At 68.6% G+C, this 18,980-nt stretch carries 17 protein-coding genes and 2 tRNA genes; 8 read left to right on the top strand and 11 right to left on the bottom strand.

Annotated elements, in window-relative coordinates; all coding sequences use genetic code 11:
• Positions 1-220 precede the first annotated feature (220 nt).
• Positions 221-736: a hypothetical protein gene (locus BB334_RS05540; RefSeq protein WP_232756657.1), complete on the top strand. Its 516-nt coding sequence runs from the start codon at positions 221-223 to the stop codon at positions 734-736.
• A 22-nt stretch (positions 737-758) separates the two neighbouring features.
• On the opposite strand, the gene BB334_RS05535 is transcribed toward BB334_RS05540, so the two are convergent.
• From BB334_RS05535 to moaA, 3 genes are read right to left on the bottom strand one after another with little or no spacing between them, the layout of a single operon-like run.
• A complete protein-coding gene (locus BB334_RS05535) occupies positions 759-1,412 on the bottom strand; it encodes a glutathione S-transferase family protein (protein WP_232756656.1) in 654 nt (217 codons plus the stop codon).
• 2 nt (positions 1,413-1,414) lie between these two features.
• Positions 1,415-2,125: a glutathione S-transferase family protein gene (locus BB334_RS05530; protein WP_068805392.1), complete on the bottom strand. Its 711-nt coding sequence runs from the start codon at positions 2,123-2,125 to the stop codon at positions 1,415-1,417.
• A gap of 42 nt (positions 2,126-2,167) precedes the next feature.
• Positions 2,168-3,241 (bottom strand): GTP 3',8-cyclase MoaA, encoded by a 1,074-nt coding sequence (gene moaA / locus BB334_RS05525; RefSeq protein ID WP_068805389.1) that lies wholly within the window; start codon positions 3,239-3,241, stop codon positions 2,168-2,170.
• Positions 3,242-3,385: 144 nt separating this feature from the next.
• Here moaA and BB334_RS05520 point away from each other — a divergent pair, with 144 nt between their 5' ends.
• Positions 3,386-5,821: a Lon protease family protein gene (locus tag BB334_RS05520; protein WP_068805385.1), complete on the top strand. Its 2,436-nt coding sequence runs from the start codon at positions 3,386-3,388 to the stop codon at positions 5,819-5,821.
• A gap of 136 nt (positions 5,822-5,957) precedes the next feature.
• On the opposite strand, the gene modA is transcribed toward BB334_RS05520, so the two are convergent.
• The 5 genes from modA to BB334_RS05495 form a co-directional block, all read right to left on the bottom strand.
• The gene (gene modA, locus BB334_RS05515) at positions 5,958-6,719 is read right to left on the bottom strand and encodes a molybdate ABC transporter substrate-binding protein (protein ID WP_068805382.1); all 762 of its coding nucleotides are present in this window, start codon (positions 6,717-6,719) and stop codon (positions 5,958-5,960) included.
• Between the two features lie 33 nt (positions 6,720-6,752).
• A complete protein-coding gene (locus tag BB334_RS05510; protein ID WP_068805379.1) occupies positions 6,753-7,394 on the bottom strand; it encodes a hypothetical protein in 642 nt (213 codons plus the stop codon).
• Positions 7,395-7,586: 192 nt separating this feature from the next.
• A tRNA-Asn gene (locus BB334_RS05505) sits at positions 7,587-7,662 on the bottom strand.
• 69 nt (positions 7,663-7,731) lie between these two features.
• Positions 7,732-7,807 (bottom strand) — tRNA-Asn (locus BB334_RS05500).
• Positions 7,808-7,866: 59 nt separating this feature from the next.
• A complete protein-coding gene (locus BB334_RS05495) occupies positions 7,867-9,075 on the bottom strand; it encodes an amino acid aminotransferase (protein WP_068805376.1) in 1,209 nt (402 codons plus the stop codon).
• Positions 9,076-9,228: 153 nt separating this feature from the next.
• Here BB334_RS05495 and uvrB point away from each other — a divergent pair, with 153 nt between their 5' ends.
• Entirely contained in the window at positions 9,229-11,325 is a 2,097-nt protein-coding gene (gene uvrB, locus BB334_RS05490; protein ID WP_068805373.1) for an excinuclease ABC subunit UvrB, read from the top strand.
• Between the two features lie 9 nt (positions 11,326-11,334).
• Positions 11,335-11,805, top strand: a complete 471-nt coding sequence (locus tag BB334_RS05485) for a low molecular weight protein-tyrosine-phosphatase (protein ID WP_068805371.1) — start codon at positions 11,335-11,337, stop codon at positions 11,803-11,805.
• Between the two features lie 90 nt (positions 11,806-11,895).
• On the opposite strand, the gene BB334_RS05480 is transcribed toward BB334_RS05485, so the two are convergent.
• Positions 11,896-14,880 carry an Rne/Rng family ribonuclease gene (locus BB334_RS05480; RefSeq protein WP_068805369.1) on the bottom strand — a complete coding sequence of 995 codons (2,985 nt, stop codon included), beginning with the start codon at positions 14,878-14,880 and terminating at the stop codon, positions 11,896-11,898.
• Between the two features lie 404 nt (positions 14,881-15,284).
• Here BB334_RS05480 and BB334_RS05475 point away from each other — a divergent pair, with 404 nt between their 5' ends.
• The gene (locus BB334_RS05475; protein WP_068805366.1) at positions 15,285-16,259 is read left to right on the top strand and encodes an RluA family pseudouridine synthase; all 975 of its coding nucleotides are present in this window, start codon (positions 15,285-15,287) and stop codon (positions 16,257-16,259) included.
• Entirely contained in the window at positions 16,252-16,908 is a 657-nt protein-coding gene (locus tag BB334_RS05470; protein ID WP_068805363.1) for an HAD-IA family hydrolase, read from the top strand. The genes BB334_RS05475 and BB334_RS05470 overlap by 8 nt, the downstream gene beginning before the upstream one ends.
• 4 nt (positions 16,909-16,912) lie before the next feature.
• On the opposite strand, the gene BB334_RS05465 is transcribed toward BB334_RS05470, so the two are convergent.
• Both BB334_RS05465 and BB334_RS05460 read right to left on the bottom strand, forming a co-directional pair.
• A complete protein-coding gene (locus tag BB334_RS05465; RefSeq protein WP_068805361.1) occupies positions 16,913-17,653 on the bottom strand; it encodes an SAM-dependent methyltransferase in 741 nt (246 codons plus the stop codon).
• A complete protein-coding gene (locus BB334_RS05460) occupies positions 17,650-18,225 on the bottom strand; it encodes a Maf family protein (protein WP_068805357.1) in 576 nt (191 codons plus the stop codon). Before BB334_RS05460 ends, BB334_RS05465 begins: the two co-directional genes overlap by 4 nt.
• A gap of 121 nt (positions 18,226-18,346) precedes the next feature.
• Between BB334_RS05460 and BB334_RS05455 the strand changes: the two genes are divergently transcribed.
• Together BB334_RS05455 and rpmF are read left to right on the top strand one after the other, a co-directional pair.
• Entirely contained in the window at positions 18,347-18,859 is a 513-nt protein-coding gene (locus BB334_RS05455) for a YceD family protein (protein WP_068805354.1), read from the top strand.
• A 30-nt stretch (positions 18,860-18,889) separates the two neighbouring features.
• Positions 18,890-18,980 (top strand): 50S ribosomal protein L32 (rpmF, locus tag BB334_RS17470; RefSeq protein WP_108722493.1); only part of this gene is annotated, 91 nt, incomplete at its 3' end.

Here is an 18,980-nt window from a genome sequence, read left to right as displayed (position 1 = left end):
CGCACCCCTGTGCGCGATCGCGGTCGTAGTGCCCGGGCGGCAACGACTTGCAACGCCTGGATGCGCCATTCGCAAGGGCGCAGGAGTATCGTTGCGGCATTGCGCGCGGCTTGGCCGCTGGCGCGTGGGCAAAGGCCATGCGTCGCGGTTCATCTGGGAGGGAAGCGAGTTGAGGGCGGGACGGGCAGGGAGGCGGTGGCTGGTTGCGATGGCGATGGTGATGACGGTAGGGCCGGGCGCGGCGGTCGCGGCCGAGCGCAGCTGCGTGGGCGAACTGGGGCGGGTCCGGGTCGAACACGTGCGCGTGCCCGAGGGCGCGACCTGCAAGCTCACCGGCACCTGGATCAAGGGCAACGTGCGCGTCGGGCGCGGTGCCACCCTTCATGCGAACGGAATATGGGTCGACGGCAGCGTGTATGCGCGGGATGCGAAACTGGTGGCGATCGGCCACACCTCCCGGATCGGCGGCAACCTGAAGGTGCGGCAGGGGGAGGTGGCGAGGGTGGTCGACTCGGTGATCCGCGGCGACCTGATGCTGGAAGGCAACCGGCGCGAGACCCATGCACTCGGCAACGTCGTGCGCGGCAACCTGCAGCTGTTCGGCAACAGCGGCGCGGTGGCGGTGTCGGCGAACGAGGTCGGCGGCAATCTCGAGTGCAGGGAGAACCGTCCTGCACCGAGCGGCCGCGACAACCAGGTCGCCGGCGACAAGGAAGACCAGTGCGCCAAGCTGTGAGCGGCGCCGGCGGTCGTCCGGCCTAGCGCTGCGCCGACGGCCGCTCGGCGAGGCGGTCGCGCCAGGCCTGCAGCCGGGGCATGCCCTCCTGGCCGGGGCGGAACCTCATCAGGCCGCGGGCGAATTCCAGCGCACAGAAGGCGGTGATGTCCGCGATCGTGAAGCGCTCGCCCGCGACGTAGGGCTGGCGGCCCAGCTCGGCATCGAACCAGCGTGCGACATCGCGCATCTTCTCGCCCTGGGAGCGGCCGAAATCGGCGAACTGCGGCTGCTCGAGCGGCGCCAGGCCAGGATGGGTGTGGCGGATGCAGTTGGCGATGGTGCCGAACAGGTAGAGCTCCGCGCGGCGGTCGGCCATCTCGATGAAGGCGCGCTCCTCGAAGTCCCGCCCCATCAGGTTCGGCTCGGGCTGAACGCCCTCGAGGAAGGTGCAGATCGCGCGCGTTTCGCCGAGCACCCGGCCGTCGTCGAGTTCGAGCACCGGCAGCTTCGCAAACGGGCTTTTCTCGAGGTAGGCGGGCGACTTGTGCTCGTCGCGGCCGATCTCCACCACCTCCTCCTCGATGCCCTCCAGGCCCTTCTCGGCGATGAACATCTGCACCCGGCGGGGATTCGGTGCGCGCGGCGATACGTAGAGCTTCATGCGTTTCCTCTTCTGTTCGTCGTCATCGGACATGTTCACACACCGCCGCTGCGCGACTGGCCGGTCTCGACCATGGCGCGGGCGTTCTCCGAGAATTCCCGCGCCTTGTCCTCGCCGTCGCTCTCCAGGTCGATGCTCGAGGGCGGGATCTCGATGCCGCGCTGCACCGCCGGGCGCGCGCGGATGCTGTCGCGCCAGCGCTTCAGGTGGGGCAGGCCGTCGAGTTCGACACCCGACCAGCGATGCGTGCGGACCCAGGCCCAGTTGGCGATGTCGGCGATCGAGTAGTCGCCGGCGAGGTACTCGTGGGAGGCCAGGTGGGTGTCGAGCACGCGAAACAGCCTCAGCGTCTCGCCCTGATAGCGGTCGATCGCAGGCTGGATCTTCTCCGGGAAGTAGCGGAAGAATACGTTGGCCTGGCCCATCATCGGGCCGACGCCGCCCATCTGGAACATCAGCCACTGCAGCACCTGGGATCGTCCCTTGGCGTCCCGCGGCATCAGTCGGCCGGTTTTTTCCGCGAGGTAGATCAGGATCGCACCCGATTCGAACACCGCGAAGTCGTCGGCCTCGCGGTCAACGATCGCGGGGATGCGGCCATTGGGGTTGATGGCGAGGAAGGCAGGTGCCTTCTGCTCCCCCGTGGTGAGGTCGAGCACGTTCAGCCGATAGGGCAGGCCGAGTTCCTCGAGTGCGATCGAGATCTTGTGGCCGTTGGGTGTCGCGGCGGTGTACAGATCGATCATCGGTATCTCCTGTTGTCGGGGCAGGCCGACGGCCGCGGCCGCTCAGCCGCCGATGTAGGACATCTCGATTTTGCGCAGGGCGGCGGTCTCTGCGGTGCGGATCTCGGAGTAACGGTCTTCACGGCCCTGCCACACGGCTGCGATCGCTGCGTCGAGGCGTACATCGTCGGCGCCTCCGCGCAGCAGGCTGCGCAGGTCGTGACCGGACTGGGCGAACAGGCAGGTGTAGAGCCGGCCCTCGGTGGACAGGCGCAGACGGGTGCAGGCGGCGCAGAAGGCGTGGGTCACCGACGAGATCGCGCCGATCTCGCCGCCACCATCGACATAGCGCCAGCGTTCGGCCACCTCGCCCGCGTAGTTCGGATCGACGGGCTCGAGCGGGAAGCGGCGACCGATGCGCTCGACCACCTCGCGTGAGGGCAGCACCTCATCCATCTTCCAGCCGTTGGAGGCGCCGACGTCCATGAATTCGATGAAGCGCAGGATGTGGCCGCTGTGGCGGAAATAATCCGCCATCGGTTCGATCTCGTGGTCGTTGGTGCCGCGCTTGACCACCATGTTGACCTTGACCGGACCGAGGCCCGCCTCCTTGGCCGCAGCGATGCCGTCGAGCACCTTCTCGACCGGATAGTCGGCGTCGTTCATGCGCCGGAAGGTGGCGTCGTCGAGCGCGTCGAGGCTGACGGTGACGCGTGTGAGCCCGGCCTCCTTCAGGCGGCGTGCCATCTTGCGCAGCAGCACGCCGTTGGTGGTGAGCGTGAGCTCGACGCCGTCGAGGGCGGCGAGCATCTCCACCAGGCGCTCGATGTCCTTGCGCAGCAGCGGCTCGCCGCCGGTGAGGCGGATCTTGCGCACGCCGCGGGCGACGAACAGCCGCGCCACACGCGCGATCTCCTCGAAGCTGAGCAACTCGCGGCGCGCGAGGAAGGGGTAGTCGCTGCCGAACACCTCGCGCGGCATGCAGTACACACAGCGGAAGTTGCAGCGGTCGGTGACCGAGATGCGCAGGTCGCGCAGGCTGCGGCCGCGGCGGTCGACCAGGGGGGCGCCGGCGGGCGGCGTGGGGCCGGCCTGCGGCGCGAGCGTCCTGGCGTCGTTGATCGGGATGACTTTCATGGCGTCCTGCCTGGCTCGACGGGGGATTATCGGCACAGCTTGGACAGCGCGCAAGCCGTAAGGGTCAGGGGCTTCGCGGCGGCCGCGCGGGCGCGCGTGTATCATGGCCACAGCGCCGTTCCGGCCCCCGGGAGAAGAAGAAACATGTCCGACCTTGCGCCGCTGCCCGCTGCGGCCCTGCGCACCAGCTGCGATCCCGCCTGCTTCGATTTCGAAACCACCAATGAACTCGTGCCCCATCCGGGCGACCTCGGCCAGGCCCGCGCCGTCGAGGCGTTGCACTTCGGCCTCGCGATGGGTCACACCGGCTACCACGTCTTCGTGCTCGGCGAGACCGGCACCGGCAAGCACGCCACCACCTTCCGCCTGCTGGGCGAGCGGGCAGCGGCCGAGCCGGTGCCGCCCGATCTGTGCTACCTGCACAATTTCGACGAGCCGCTGCGCCCGCGCCTGCTGACGCTGCCCGCCGGACGCGGCGCGACCCTGCGCGCGCTGATGACCACGTTCATCCGCGAACTCGGGCCGGCGATCAACGCCGCGCTCGGCAGCGACACTCATTCCGACCGCATCGAGGCGCTGCAGAACAACCACAAGGCGCGCGAGGAAGCCGCCCTGCGGGCGATCGGCGACGGCTGCGCGGCGGAGGGGATCTCGTTGTTGCAGACCCCTGAAGGCTTCGTCTTCGCCCCGGTGCGCGACGGCGAGGCGCTGTCGCCCGAGGCCTTCGAGGCCCTGCCCGAAGCGGAGCGCAACGCGATCGAGCAGAAGGTGATGGCCTGGAGCGACAGGCTCGAGGACCTGCTCAACGAGGTGCCGGGCTGGCGCAAGGCACTGCGCGAATCGATCGTGCGCGCTGAGAACGATGCGCTCGGCCCGGCGGTGGCCCACCTGCTGCGCGAGGCGCGCGCGGCCTTCGCCGATCTGCCCGAGGTGCTCGGCTTCTTCGAGGCGGTTAGCCGCGACGTCCTCGACTATGCGGTCGACGGCATCGTGCCCGACGAGGAGGAAGAGGAGGGCATCGCCGAGACCGAGGAGAACACCCGCTTCCACCGCTACCAGGTCAAGCTGCTGGTCGATCATGCCGGCTCGCAGGGCGCGCCGGTGGTGTTCGAGAACAATCCCGGCTACGGCAACCTGATCGGCCGCATCGAGCATGTGGTGCAACAGGGTAACCAGGTCACCCACTTCAACCTGATTCGCGCGGGCGCGCTGCATCGCGCCAATGGCGGATACCTGGTGCTCGACGCCGAGCGCCTGCTGACCCAGCCCTTTGCCTGGGAAGGGCTCAAGCGCAGCCTGCGCGCGGGCGAGATCCGCATCGAGCCGCCGGCCGAGGCGCAGGGCTGGAGCGGCGCGCTGACGCTGGAGCCCGAAGCCGTCCCGTGCGAGCTGAAGGTGGTGCTGGTGGGCGACCGCGAGGTCTACTACCTGCTGATGGATCACGACCCCGACTTCGCCGACCTGTTCAAGGTCGCCGCCGACTTCGACGACGATCTGCCGCGCACGCCCGCCACCGAGTGCGAATACGCGCGCCTGATCGCGATGCTGGGCAAGGCCGCCGCGCTGCGTCCGATCGGCCGCTCGGGCGTCGCCCGCCTGGTGGAGCAGGGCGCGCGCCTGGCCGAGGACGCCGGCCGGCTGTCGCTCAACACCCGCTCGCTGTCCGACCTGATGCGCGAGTCCGACTACCACGCCGGGCTCGCGGACGCCGCCACCATCGAGCGTGCCCATGTCGAGGCCGCGCTCGCCGCGCGCACGCGGCGCAGCAGCCGCTATCCCACCCGGGTGCGCGAATCCATCCTCGACGGCACCACGCTGATCGCCACCTCGGGCGCGCGCGCCGGGCAGATCAACGGCCTCGTGGTGGTGGAGCTCGCGGGCGAGCAGTTCGGCCATCCGGTGCGGATCAGCGCGACCGTGCGCCTGGGCGAGGGCGACGTGGTGGACATCGAGCGCGAGGCCGAGCTCGGCGGCGCCATCCACTCCAAGGGGGTGCTGATCCTGTCCGCCTTCCTCGCCTCGCGCTACGCCCGCCACCAGCCCTTGTCGCTGTCGGCGAGCCTGGTGTTCGAGCAGTCCTACGCGCCGGTGGAGGGCGACTCGGCCTCGCTCGCCGAGTTGTGCGCGCTGCTCTCGGCGCTGACCCAGATCCCGATCCAGCAGCGCTTCGCGATTACCGGATCGGTGAACCAGTTCGGCGAGGTGCAGGTCATCGGCGGGGTGAACGAAAAGGTCGAGGGCTTCTATGATCTCTGCGCGGCGCGCGGCCTCGACGGCAGCCAAGGCGTGCTGATCCCGGCGGCGAGCGTGCGCCACCTGATGCTGCGCGAGGACGTCGTCGCCGCAGCCGGCGAGGGGCGGTTCCACATCTACGCAATCAATACGGTGGACGAGGCGATGAGCGTGCTCACCGGCGTGCCCGCCGGCGAGCCGGACGCGAAGGGCGTGATCCCGCGCGGCACGCTGAACCACAAGGTGGCGACCGTGCTCGCCGAGATGACCGAGGCGCGCCACGCGCACGAGGACAGCGGCAAGTCGACAGCCGGTTCGCGCCAGCACCGCCAGCGCCACGGCGGCTGAGGGCGCCGGGCGGGTACCGGCAACCGGGGAACGGTGCGGCGTTCCCGGGATCACATGCCGGGCTCGGCCAGCCTGCGCGGGACCTGCACCGCTCGCGCTTCCTTGCCCGAGCGGGCCTACCCAGAGGGAACGCGAGTCAGCGCTCGTCGGGCAGCACGAAGCCGTAATCGCGCATCACCGCGCGCGCCCCGGGGCTCGCCATGTAGTCGGCGAAGCGCTGCGCAAGCGCACTGGATTGGGCCCGCCTGGTGATGATGAAGCCCTGTTCGAGCGGCTGGTGCAGGCTGTCGGGAATCAGCCAGTAGCCACCGCGGCGGGCGAGCTCGGGGTTGAGCGCGAGCGAGAGGGCGATGATGCCGACCTGGGCGTTGCCGGTCTGCACGAACTGCGCGGTCTGCGCGATGTTTTCGCCATAGACCAGCTTCGGCTCGACCTGCGCCCACACGCCGGCGGCTTTGAGCGCTTCCACCGCCCGCTTGCCGTAGGGCGCGTGTTTCGGGTTGGCGATCGCGATGCGGGCGATGCGCGGATCGGCGAGGTCCGCGAGCGTCATCCCGCTCGCATCCACACCGGCGCTCCACAGTACGATGCGGCCGACGGCGTAGGGCTTCACCCTGGAGGCGGCGAAGCCGGCCTCGACCAGTCCGTGTGCGTAAGCGATGTCGGCGGAGAAGTAGAGATCGTAGGGCGCGCCTTGCCGGATCTGGGTGTGGAACTTGCCCGAGGAGCCATAGACCGGCTGCACGCGGTCGCCGGGGTTCGCCTTCCCGAACGCGGCGACGATCTCGTCCATCGCGAACTTGAGGTCGGCGGCCGCGGCCACCGTGATCTCGCCCGCCTGGACCGTCAGGGAGAGCGCGGCCGCGCAGGCGGCGAGAAGGGACTTGATGCCTGTCATGGGGGCGTAGGAAATCCTGTTCGATATTGCGGCTCAGCGAATCACGCCGGCCGCTTTCATCGCCTCGAGGGTGATCCCGGTCAGCGCCGCCACCTGGGCGTCGAGGTCGTCGTCGGCGCGGGCGCGGGCCGAGCCCGCCCACACCACCGAGCCGCGCGCGACGTCGAGCAGCGTGGTGCTCGAGTCCATGCCGTGGGTCACGCTCGCGCCCCCCAGCGGGAAGGAGATGCCGATGCCCCCGAAGCTGAAGCCGTCGTGATAGCCGCCGCTGCCGCCTCCGATGCCGAAGCCGAACTGGGGACCTGGCCTGACGACGGTGGCGCCGCTCGGCGCGAGACGCATCGTGACGACCGCCCGTGCGCCGCTGTCGCGCGCCGCGACGGCGATTCGCTCCGGCGTCAGTTCGGCGTCGGGCGGAAAACCGGGCAGCGAATAGCTGCGCAGCGTGGTGATGCGCTCGGCGGCGAGCCGGCGCGCCCAACCGTCCTCGCATACCCGGCGCAGGGCATCGTTGCCCGGCTGGCAAACGACGACCATGCCGGTGCCGGTGCCGAAGCCCGTGCCGAAGCTGCCATCCTTCCACTCGCTGCTCATCTCGGCACTGGCGCAGCCGGCGAGCACGGCGGCGCAGGCCGCGGCGGCGAGAAGGGGTGAGGCGAGGTCTCTTGGCTGCATGATCGGTCTCCGACGGTGCTGGGCTTGCGCAGGCGAGGCGCGACGCGCGCTTGCGGGGGGGAGGAACAGGCGGGGCCTTGCCCGCAGGCTTCACGATGGCGCAGGAAGCGGCTGTACTGCAAGCGCGAGTCTTCGGCCCGCCGCGCAGAAAAGAAAAAAGCCAACCCCGGAGGATTGGCTTTTTTCATTTTCTGGCTCCCCGACCTGGGCTCGAACCAGGGACCTGCGGATTAACAGTCCGTCGCTCTACCGACTGAGCTATCGGGGAAAAACTCCTGCTCTACGCTTTGTGCTGCCAGCCCGACGCCACACTGAGGTGGCATCGCGCCTTGAAACTTGGCTCCCCGACCTGGGCTCGAACCAGGGACCTGCGGATTAACAGTCCGTCGCTCTACCGACTGAGCTATCGGGGAAAGAAGCCGCGAATTCTAGGCAAGGCGCGGCCGGGCGTCAACATTCATGACAGCTTATTTCAGCCCTTCGCGACCTGCGCGATCGCCTTGGCGACATAGCCGATGTTCTTCGAGTTCAGCGCAGCCAGGCAGATGCGGCCGGTGGACACGGCGTAGATGCCGAAGTCCGACTTCAGCTTCTCGACCTGGTCGGCGGTGAGGCCGGTATAGGAGAACATGCCGCGCTGCTTGATGACGAAGGAGAAGTCCTGGGCCACGCCTTCGGCCCTGAGCTGGTCGACCAGGCCGGTGCGCATGGCGCGGATGCGCTCGCGCATGCCGCCGAGCTCGTCTTCCCACATCTGGCGAAGCTCGGCCGAGTTGAGCACCGCGGCGACGATCGCGCCGCCGTGGGTCGGCGGGTTGGAGTAGTTGGTGCGGATCACGCGCTTGAGCTGCGACAGCACGCGCGCCGACTCGTCCTTGCTCGCGGTGATGATCGACAGCGCGCCGACGCGCTCGCCGTAGAGCGAGAAGCTCTTCGAGAAGGAGCTGGAAACGAGGAACTGCAGGCCGCTCGCCGCGAAGGCGCGCACCGCGACCGCGTCGGGCTCGATGCCGTCGGCGAAGCCCTGGTAGGCCATGTCGAGGAAGGGCACGAGGCCGCGCTCGCGGCACACGGCGACGACCTCGTCCCACTGCGCGTCGCTGAGGTCGGCGCCGGTGGGGTTGTGGCAGCAGGCGTGCAGGACGACGATCGAGCCCGGCTGCAGGGCGTCGAGCTTGGCCTTCATGCCGGCGAAGTTGACCCCGCGGGTTGCGGCGTCGTAGTAGGGGTAGTTCTCGACCGGGAAACCGGCGGCCTCGAACAGGGCGCGGTGGTTCTCCCAGCTCGGGTCGGAGATGTAGACCGTGGCGCCGGGCAGCAGGCGCTTCAGGTAGTCGGCACCGATCTTCAGCGCGCCGGTGCCGCCGAGCGCCTGGGCGGTGACGACCTTGCCTTCGGCGATGAGGGCGGAGTCCTTGCCGAACAGCAGGTTCTGCACCGCGTTGTTGTAGGCGGCGGGACCTTCGATCGGCTGATAGCCGCGCGGGGGCTGGGCCTCCAGGCGGGCCTTCTCGGCAGTGCGAACGGCCGCAAGCAGCGGGACCTTGCCGTTGTCGTCGTAATAGACGCCCACGCCGAGGTTCACCTTCTCCGCGCGGCCGTCGGCGGCGAAGGCCTCGTTGAGGCCAAGGATCGGGTCACGGGGTGCCATCTCGACGGCGGCGAAGATCGAAGCGGTCATATCGACTCCAGTAGGGCCAGGGTGCTGGCGGTTCGCTCGCGCCGTGCGGTGGGCAGTCTGCCGTGCCTTGTGGCGCGATTTGGGAAATAATCAGCGTTTTCGCGCACGCACCCACCTGGTGCGTGCGGCCGAAAATCAAGCGGGAATTTTAGCATGACGAGTCAAGGCAAAAGTGCGGGGCCGGCGGTCCAGCCGGAAGGATCGGCCGCTTCGACGGTGCTGAGCTTCGAGGGCAGCCCCTTCCGCCTGCATCAGCCGTTTCCACCTGCCGGCGACCAGCCCGAGGCGATCCGCCTGCTGTGCGAGGGTGTCGAGGACGGGCTCATGTTCCAGACCCTGCTCGGCGTCACCGGCTCGGGCAAGACCTACACCATGGCCAACGTCATCGCCCGCATGGGGCGGCCGGCGCTGGTGCTGGCGCCGAACAAGACGCTGGCGGCGCAGCTCTATGCCGAGTTCAAGGAGTTCCTCCCGGAGAACGCGATCGAGTACTTCGTCAGCTACTACGATTACTACCAGCCCGAGGCCTACGTGCCTTCGCGCGACCTCTTCATCGAGAAGGACTCGTCGATCAACGAGCACATCGAGCAGATGCGGCTGTCGGCGACCAAGAGCCTGATGGAGCGGCGCGACGTGGTCATCGTCGCCACCGTGTCCTGCATCTACGGCATCGGCGACCCGGTGGACTACCACGCGATGATCCTGCACCTGCGCGAAGGCGAGCGCGTCGCCCATCGCGACCTGATCCAGCGCCTGGTGGCGATGCAGTACACCCGCGCCGACATCGACTTCCGCCGCGGCACCTTCCGCGTGCGCGGCGACGTGATCGACATCTTCCCGGCGGAGAACGCCGAACTCGCGGTGCGCATCGAGATGTTCGACGACGAGATCGAACACCTGACCCTGTTCGACCCGCTCACCGGGCATCTGAAGCACAAGCTGGCGCGCTTCACCGTGTATCCGTCGAGCCACTACGTCACGCCGCGCGACACCGTGCTGAAGGCGATCGAGGCGATCAAGGAGGAACTGCGCGAGCGGGTGGCCTTCTTCCAGCGCGAGGGCAAGCTGGTGGAAGCGCAGCGCATCGAGCAGCGCACCCGCTTCGATCTCGAGATGCTCAACGAGATGGGCTTCTGCAAGGGTATCGAGAACTACTCGCGCCATCTGTCGGGCCGCGGCCCGGGCGAGCCGCCGCCGACCTTGATCGACTACCTGCCGCAGGACGCGCTGATGTTCATCGACGAGTCGCACGTCGCCATCGGGCAGGTGGGCGGCATGTACAAGGGCGACCGCTCGCGCAAGGAGAACCTCGTCGGCTACGGCTTCCGCCTGCCCTCGGCGCTCGACAACCGCCCGCTGAAGTTCGACGAGTTCGAACGCCTGATGCCGCAGACCATCTTCGTCTCGGCGACGCCGTCGAAGTACGAGGCAGAGCACCAGGGCCAGGTGGTGGAGCAGGTGGTGCGCCCGACCGGCCTGATCGATCCGGTGGTGGAGGTGCGCCCGGCGATAACGCAGGTGGACGACCTGCTCGGCGAGATCAAGAAGCGGACCGAGATCAACGAACGTGTGCTGGTCACCGTGCTCACCAAGCGGATGGCCGAGGACCTCACCGACTACCTCGCCGACAACGGCATCCGGGTGCGCTACCTGCATTCGGACATCGACACCGTGGAGCGGGTGGAGATCATCCGCGACCTGCGTCTCGGCGAGTTCGACGTGCTGGTGGGCATCAACCTGCTGCGCGAGGGCCTGGACATTCCCGAGGTGTCGCTGGTGACGATCCTCGATGCGGACAAGGAGGGTTTCCTGCGCTCGGAGCGCTCCCTGATCCAGACCATCGGCCGCGCCGCGCGCCACCTGCACGGCACCGCCATCCTTTATGCCGATCGTATCACCGACTCGATGAAGGCGGCGATCGGCGAGACCGAGCGTCGCCGCCAGAAGCAGATCGCCTTCAACGAGGCCAACGGCATCGTGCCGAAATCGGTGACCAAGCGAATAAAGGACATCATCGACGGTGTCTACGGCGACGACGGCGCGAAGCGCGACAGCGCCCGCGTGGCGGAGAAGGGGGCCGACTACGGGACAATGGATGAGAAGGCGCTCGCGCGCACGATCAAGCGGCTCGAGAAGGAGATGCAGGAGCACGCCCGCAACCTGGAATTCGAGAAGGCGGCGGCCGCCCGCGACGAGCTCTTCCGCCTGCGCGAACGGGCTTTCGGCGCCGACCGTCACGATGCGACCTGAGGGAGAAAGATGAAACGGGTTCTGTTCGTTTGTACCGGAAATATCTGCCGATCGCCCACCGCCGAAGGGGTGGCGCGCCACTTCATCGAGACCGGAGGGCTTCAGCACCTGGTCGAGGTCGATTCGGCGGCGACGTACGGCTACCACGTCGGCGAGCCGCCCGATCCGCGGGCGGTGCAGGCGGCGGCCAAGCGCGGCTACGATCTCAGCGGGCTGCGGGCGCGCAAGCTGATGGCGCAGGACTATCAACGCTTCGACCTGCTGCTGGCCATGGACCACGGCCATCTGAAGATCATGAAGTCCGCCTGCCCCGAGGTATACCGGCCGCGGGTCGACCTGTTCCTGCGCTACGCGCCGGACAGCGAGTTCGACGAGGTGCCCGATCCTTACTACGGCGGCGCGAAAGGCTTCGACCTCGTCCTCGACCTGTGCGAACACGCGGTCACCGGGCTGCTCGACCACCTGGCGCACGCCCGCTGAGCTGCGCCGGCGCCCGTCGAACGGACGCGGGGTGGAGACAAAGAAAAGGCCATCCCGCGGGATGGCCTTTTCGGTGTGAGCGCTGCTGGTTTACTTGTGGGTTTCCACCTGCTGCAGCGCTTCCTCGACGATCACCGGCGCAGGACGCGGCTTGCGGCCGAGCTTCTGCGGCGCTTCGGGTTCACCGGTGCCGAAGGCGGCGAGCTTGCTGCTGTCGGTCTCGATCAGCACCAGGCCACTGGATTCGGCCGCCTCGTCGACCACGATCGGGCCGGGAGCGGTCGGGGTGGCCGCCGCCGCGACGGCCGCGGCCTCGGACGCCGGCGCCTCCACTGCCACCGCCGGGGCCTCGGCCTCTGCCACGACGGGCCTTTCGGGGGCAGCGGCCTGCGCCACGACCTCGACTTCGGGCTCGGTCTGCACGGCTTCCTCGGCCACGGCAGGCTGGGGAAGCTCGGCCTCCGGCGCGGGGTCGACGGCAGCGGTCACGGTTTCCTCGGCGGCTGCGACCGCCACGGGAGCGGGCTCGATCTCGACCGCGGACTCGACGACCGCCGGTTCCGCGGCGCTCGGCTCGAGTGCCGACGCGACCGGTTCCTGTTGCGCGGACTGCGGCTCCGCCGGCTGCTCCTGCACGGCGTCGGCGGCTGTCGGCTCGGCAGTCACCACCACCGGCAGCGGCGCGGTGCCGGCTTCGGCGACGATCGTTTCGGCACGGGCTGCGGCCACAGGCAGGGGGGCCTCCTCGGCTGCGGCCTCGGGCGTCGCCGCCTCGTCCGCCGCTTCGGTTGCGGTTTCGGTCTGGTCTGCTGCGACCGGGCCTTCACCCGCGCGACGACCACGACCACGGCCGCGGCGGCGGCGCTTTTCGGTGGGCTGGCCGACCTCTTCGTCGCCGCGCGCCTCGATTGCCGGCGTTTCTTCCTCCGGCACCAGGCTCACCGCGACCGCAGCGGCGCCCGCCGCGAGGGTGATTTCCTCGGTGATCGGTTCGGCGGCCTTGTCGGCCTGGCGGCTCGCGCCCCGTTCGCCGCGCGGCTGGCGCTCGCCCGCACGCTCAGCGCCGTTGCGCTCGCTGCCGGCTTCATCGCTGCGCGGTCCGCGACTGCGTCCGCGGCCGCGTCCGCCCTCGCCACGTTCCTGGCGCTCACCGCGTTCGGCCCTGTCCGCCTGCGGCGCGGTGCGCTGCGGGCGCTCGCCCGCTTCGGCGCGCTCGCCACGATTGCTGCGACTTTCGCCCTCGTTGCGACGGCTGCGGCCGCCGTTGCCGCGACGGTCGCCGTTGCGCTCGCCGCGTGCTCGTTGCTCGCGCTTGGGCTGGGCCTCCGCCACGGCTGCGGGCGCCGCCACCGGGGCGGGTTCGCCGCGCAGGAAGCGCATGATGCGGGCGAACAGGCCTTCCTTCGCGACCGCCGCGGGCGCTGCCGCCTCGGCGACCGGCGCGGCGGGCGCCGGCGTGGGCGCAGGCTGTCCCGGCGAGATGCCCTTGACCGCGGCTTCCTGGCGCACCGGCTTCTCGCTGCCCGGCACCGGCAGGCCGACGGTGGCCTCTTCCGGCTTATGCACCATCTGGTAGCTGGCGAGCGCGATGTCCTCGGCGTTGAGCTGGTCGTGGCGCAGGCGGATGATCTCGTGCGCCGGCGTCTCGAGGTGGCGGTTCGGCACGATGATGAGCTGCACCTTGTGGCGCATCTCGATGTGGGCGATGTCGGTCCGCTTCTCGTTGAGGAGGAAGGTGGCGACATCGACCGGCACCTGCAGGTGCACCGCGCCGGTGTTTTCCTTCATCGCCTCTTCCTCGAGGATGCGGATGATGTGCAGCGCGGAAGATTCGGTGCTGCGGATGTGGCCGGTGCCGTTGCAGCGCGGACAGGTGATGTAGCTGGTCTCGGCGAGCGCCGGGCGCAGGCGCTGGCGCGACAGTTCGAGGAGGCCGAAGCGGCTGATCTTGCCGGTCTGCACCCGCGCACGGTCGTGGCGGAGGGCGTCACGCAGGCGGTTTTCCACCTCGCGCTGGTTTTTCGCCGACTCCATGTCGATGAAGTCGATGACGATCAGGCCGCCGAGGTCGCGCAGGCGCAGCTGACGGGCGATCTCGTCGGCGGCCTCGCAGTTCGTGCGGAAGGCGGTCTCCTCGATGTCGGCGCCCTTGGTGGCACGGCCGGAGTTGACGTCGACCGACACCAGGGCCTCGGTATGGTCGATCACCACCGCGCCGCCGGAGGGCAGGCTCACCTGGCGGGAATAGGCCGACTCGATCTGGTGCTCGATCTGGAAGCGGGAGAACAGCGGCACGTCGTCTGCGTAGCGCTTGACCCGGCTGACGTTGTTCGGCATCACGTGGGCCATGAACTGCGTGGCCTGCTCGAAGATGTCGTCGGTGTCGATCAGGATCTCGCCGATCTCGGGCTGGAAGTAGTCGCGGATCGCGCGGATCACCAGGCTGCCTTCCTGGTAGATCAGGAAAGCGCCCGACTGGCCCTGGGCGGCGCCTTCGATCGCGCGCCACAGCTGCAGCAGGTAGTTGAGGTCCCACTGCAGCTCCTCGGCGCTACGGCCGATCGCGGCGGTGCGCGCGATCAGGCTCATGCCCCCGGGGACCTCGAGCTGGTCCATGTTCTCGCGCAGCTCGGCGCGCTCCTCGCCCTCGATGCGGCGCGAAACGCCACCGCCGCGCGGGTTGTTCGGCATCAGCACGAGGTAGCGGCCGGCGAGCGAGATGTAGGTCGTCAGCGCCGCGCCCTTGTTGCCGCGCTCGTCCTTCTCGACCTGGACGATCAGCTCCTGGCCTTCCTTCAGCGCTTCCTTGATGGACGCCTTGCTCGCGTCCACGCCGGGCTGGAAGTAGGAGCGCGCGATTTCCTTGAACGGCAGGAAACCGTGGCGATCGGCGCCGTAGTCGACGAAGGCCGCTTCGAGGCTGGGCTCGATGCGGGTGATGACCGCCTTGTAGATGTTGCTCTTGCGTTCTTCTTTTGCGGCCGACTCGATATCGAGGTCGATCAGTTTCTGACCGTCCACGATTGCGACGCGCAGTTCCTCGGCCTGCGTCGCGTTGAAAAGCATGCGCTTCATTTGTGTCGTTCTCCCGCGCAAATCACACGGGCAGGACGAACGGCGCGCACCATCGCGCTTTCCGGGATCAGGAGCGATTGGGTAGGGCTGCTTTCATCCGGTGATGTCTATCTGGGCTCTGATGGGTCGGGCTGGTCGAAATTCTCGTGTTCCCGCCTGCCGGGGCATTGCCGCCGGACGGCCGGAACATTTGATCCTGCGTATGTGTTGCGCGTCTAAATCCAAATGGGTGGATCGAAGTTTCGCGATTGCGTTACCATCGACGCCTTTTTCGGGCGCGGCCTGGAATGCGCTGGCTGGCCGGGAGCACTTCTGGAAGCTCATCGCCGGACATTTCCATCCGCACTCGCGGCGGTGGATCAATGCTGGCCTTGACCGGATTCAGCCGGGCGGAAGTATATTGCATGATGATGACCGAAGGCAAAGCCATTGCAGTGCGCCATGAGCGCATCGACGAGACCGCGGCCGGGCAGCGGATCGACAATTTTCTGTTGCGGCTGGCCAAGGGGGTGCCCAAGAGTCACGTCTACCGGATCCTGCGAAGCGGGGAGGTGCGGGTCAATGGCGGCCGGGTGCAGGCGACCTATCGCCTCGCGGTGGGCGACGAGGTGCGGATCCCGCCAATCCGTATCGCCGAGCCGGTGCGCAGCGCCCCTGCGCCGGCCGGCAAGCCGCTGCCGGTGGTGTACGAGGACGACGCCCTGATGGTCATCGACAAGCCCGCGGGCAAGGCGGTGCACGGCGGCAGCGGGGTCAGCTACGGGGTCATCGAGCAACTGCGCGCGCAGCGCCCCGAGCTGCGCATGCTCGAACTCGCCCACCGGCTCGATCGGGAGACATCCGGCCTGCTGATCGTCGCCAAGAAGCGCTCGGCGCTCACCGTGCTGCACGACATGATGCGCGAGAGCCGCATGGAGAAGCGCTATCTCGCGCTGGTGGCCGGTCGGTGGTCGAATCCGCTCCAGCACGTGAAGGCGCCGCTGCACAAGTACCTGACTGCCGAAGGCGAGCGCAGGGTGCGGGTGAGCGAGGAAGGCAAGCCCTCGCACAGCATCGTGCGGCTGGTGAAGCGATGGGCCGACTACAGTCTGGTCGAGGTGGAACTCCGCAGCGGTCGCACGCATCAGATCCGCGTGCACCTGACCCATCTCGGCTTTCCGCTGTGCGGCGACGACAAGTACGGCGACTTCGCGCTCAACAAGCGGCTCGAAGGCGAGGGGCTGAAGCGGATGTTCCTGCACGCGGCGAAGCTGTCCTTCGCCCATCCGCTGAGCGGGGAGCGGCTGTCCTTCGAGGCGAAGCTGCCGGCCGAACTGCAGGATTTCGTCGACCGCCTGGATGCGGAGCAGAAAGGGTCACAAGGCAAGAGAAATGGCTGAACGCTTCGAACTGATCGTCTTCGACTGGGACGGCACGCTGATGGACTCCGCGGGCGCGATCGTGCGTGCGATGAAGGCCTCGTGCGTCGATCTCGGGCTGCCCGAGCCGAGCGAGGACGATGCCCGCTACGTGATCGGGCTCGGCCTGATCGACGCGCTGCGCCATGTCGCCCCGGGGCTGGCCGAGCGCGACTATCCGAGGATCTCCGAGCGCTATCGCCACCACTTCCTGTCGTCGGACCACGAACTGGGTCTGTTCCCCGGAGTCGCCGACACCATCGCCTGGCTCGCTGATTCGGGTCGGATGCTCGGGGTGGCGACCGGCAAGAGCCGGGTCGGGCTCGATCGTGCGCTCGCCCACTCGGGGCTCGGGCCCTTCTTCCACAGCACGCGCTGTGCCGACGAATGCTTCTCGAAGCCGCATCCGGCGATGCTCGAGGAGATCATGGGCGAACTCGGGGTCGATCCCGCGCGCACCCTGATGGTGGGCGACACCACTCACGACCTGCAGATGGCGAGGAACGCCGGCGTCGCCGCGCTGGCGGTCAGCTTCGGCGCCCATCCGGCGGCGGCGCTGCAGGCCGAGTCGCCGCTCGCCTGCCTCGACACCCCGGCGGCCTTCGCCGCCTGGCTGCGCACGCACACCTGAAGCTTCAGCCTAGCAGCAGGAAGAGCGCGGGCCGTTTCGCAAGCTTCGCCGGCGGTGCCTTGCGCCACGCCGAGATCGTGCGGGTGTGGAGGAATTCCTCGGCGGTGGTGAGGTCGCACGCGATGCACAACCGGGTGTGCGGTTTGCAGTGCTTGAGCAGGGCGTCGACCAGGCGCTCGTTGCGGTAGGGCGTCTCGATGAAGATCTGGGTGCGCTGCAACTGGCGCGACTCCTCCTCGAGGGTGCGGATGCGCGCGTCGCGCTCGCTCTCGGCGACCGGCAGGTAGCCGTGGAACGCGAAGCTCTGGCCGTTGAGGCCGGAGCCCATCAGGCCGAGCAGGATCGAGGACGGACCGACCAGCGGCGCCACGCGGACGCCGAGCGCGTGGGCACGCGCCACCAGGCGGGCGCCGGGATCGGCCACCGCCGGGCAGCCGGCGTCGGACATCAGGCCGAGGTCGATGCCGGCGAGCGCGGGGCCGAGCAGGGCGTCGAGCGCGGCCTGCTCGCCGGCGCCGCCGACGGGCGGCAGTTCGCGGATGTCGGTCTCGCGCAGGGGGTGCGGGTAGTCGAGCTGCTTGAGGTGGGCGCGCGCCGAGCGCGCGGTCTCGACGACGAAGTGCCTGAGGCCGGCAGCGATCGCCTGCACCTGGGCGGGTACGAAGCTCGACCACGGGGCCTCGCCGAGACCGACGGGAATCAGGAAGAGGGTGCCGAGGGCCTTGCCGGGCGCGCCTGCGTTCATGGCAGTTCCACCCCTTCGGTACGCAGCATGCGCGACAGCGCGATCAGCGGCAGGCCGATCAGCGCGGTGGGATCGTCGCCCGACAGTGCGTCGAGCAAGGTGATGCCGAGCCCTTCGACCTTGGCGCTGCCGGCGCAGTCGAGCGGTCTTTCCTTCGCGACGTAGCGCCGGATCTCCTCGTCGCCGAGTTCGCGAAAGCGCACCAGGGTGGGCACTGCCTCGCACTGGATGCGTCCGCTGCGCGTATTGAGCACGGCGAGCGCGGTGTGAAAGGCGACGGTGCGGCCGCGCATGAGCTGCAGCTGCGCGATTGCGCCGGCCTCGGTGCCCGGCTTGTCGAACACCTCGTCGCCGAGGTGGGCCACCTGGTCGCTGCCGATGATCAGCGCGTCGGGGTGGGCGGCGGCGACCGCGCATGCCTTCGCGATCGCGAGCCGTTCGGCGGTGGCCGTCGGAGCCTCGCCCGGGAGCGGGGTCTCGTCGGTTTCGGGTCGGGCGGTTTCGAAGGGCAGCTGCAAGCGCTCGAGCAGCATGCGGCGATAGGCGGAGGTGGAGGCGAGGACCAGTTTCATCGGATCTGACGGTCGGGCGTTGGGGGAGACCCGTGATTGTCGCACCCGCCGATTCCGCCGGTCATGCATCGGCGTCGATTTTCGTTTGGCTAGTCGAAAAAATTGATATACTCACGCGCTTATGTCGGAGCAAAGCGTTCAATCCTCTTACATTGCCGACCCGTTCCGGTTCGCGGCCGAAGGCCGAAGCCTGTCCGGGACGGTGGCTGTTGCACGGCTCGTCCGTCTCGCGGATGCGCTCGCGGACGACAGCGGGACGGTGGTCTTCGGGATCGTTGGCCGGCTCGATGCCGAGCGCAGGCCGCAGTTGCGGCTGACGGCGCAGGGCGTGCTGAATCTGCGCTGCCAGCGCTGCCTCGGCGCGATCGCCTGGCCGCTCCAGCTCGACAGCGTGCTGCAGCCGGTGCGTTCGGGCCAGCCGATCCCGGAAGAGGAGCTGGAAGACGACGAGGTCGATGCGATCGAGGTGGATGGCGAACTCGGCGTGCTCGGTCTGGTCGAGGACGAAATCCTGCTTGCGCTGCCGATCGCACCACGACACCAAAACTGTGATTCGCTCCGCCCCGACGGCGGAACGGTAAAGGAATCGCCTTTTGCCAAGCTGTCCGCGCTACGCGGCACGGGCAAGAACTAGGCGCAAACATTTGTATCAGGAGCATTAATCATGGCCGTTCAGCAGAACAAGAAATCCCCCTCCCGTCGCGGCATGCGTCGTTCGCACGACGCCCTCGGCACCCCCGCGCTGGCCGTCGAGT

Origin of the sequence: Thauera phenolivorans, from assembly GCF_001696715.1 — a bacterium.
GTDB lineage: Bacteria > Pseudomonadota > Gammaproteobacteria > Burkholderiales > Rhodocyclaceae > Thauera > Thauera phenolivorans.
Note: the sequence above shows the minus strand (reverse complement) of the source record. Positions and strands in the feature narration are given on the sequence as shown.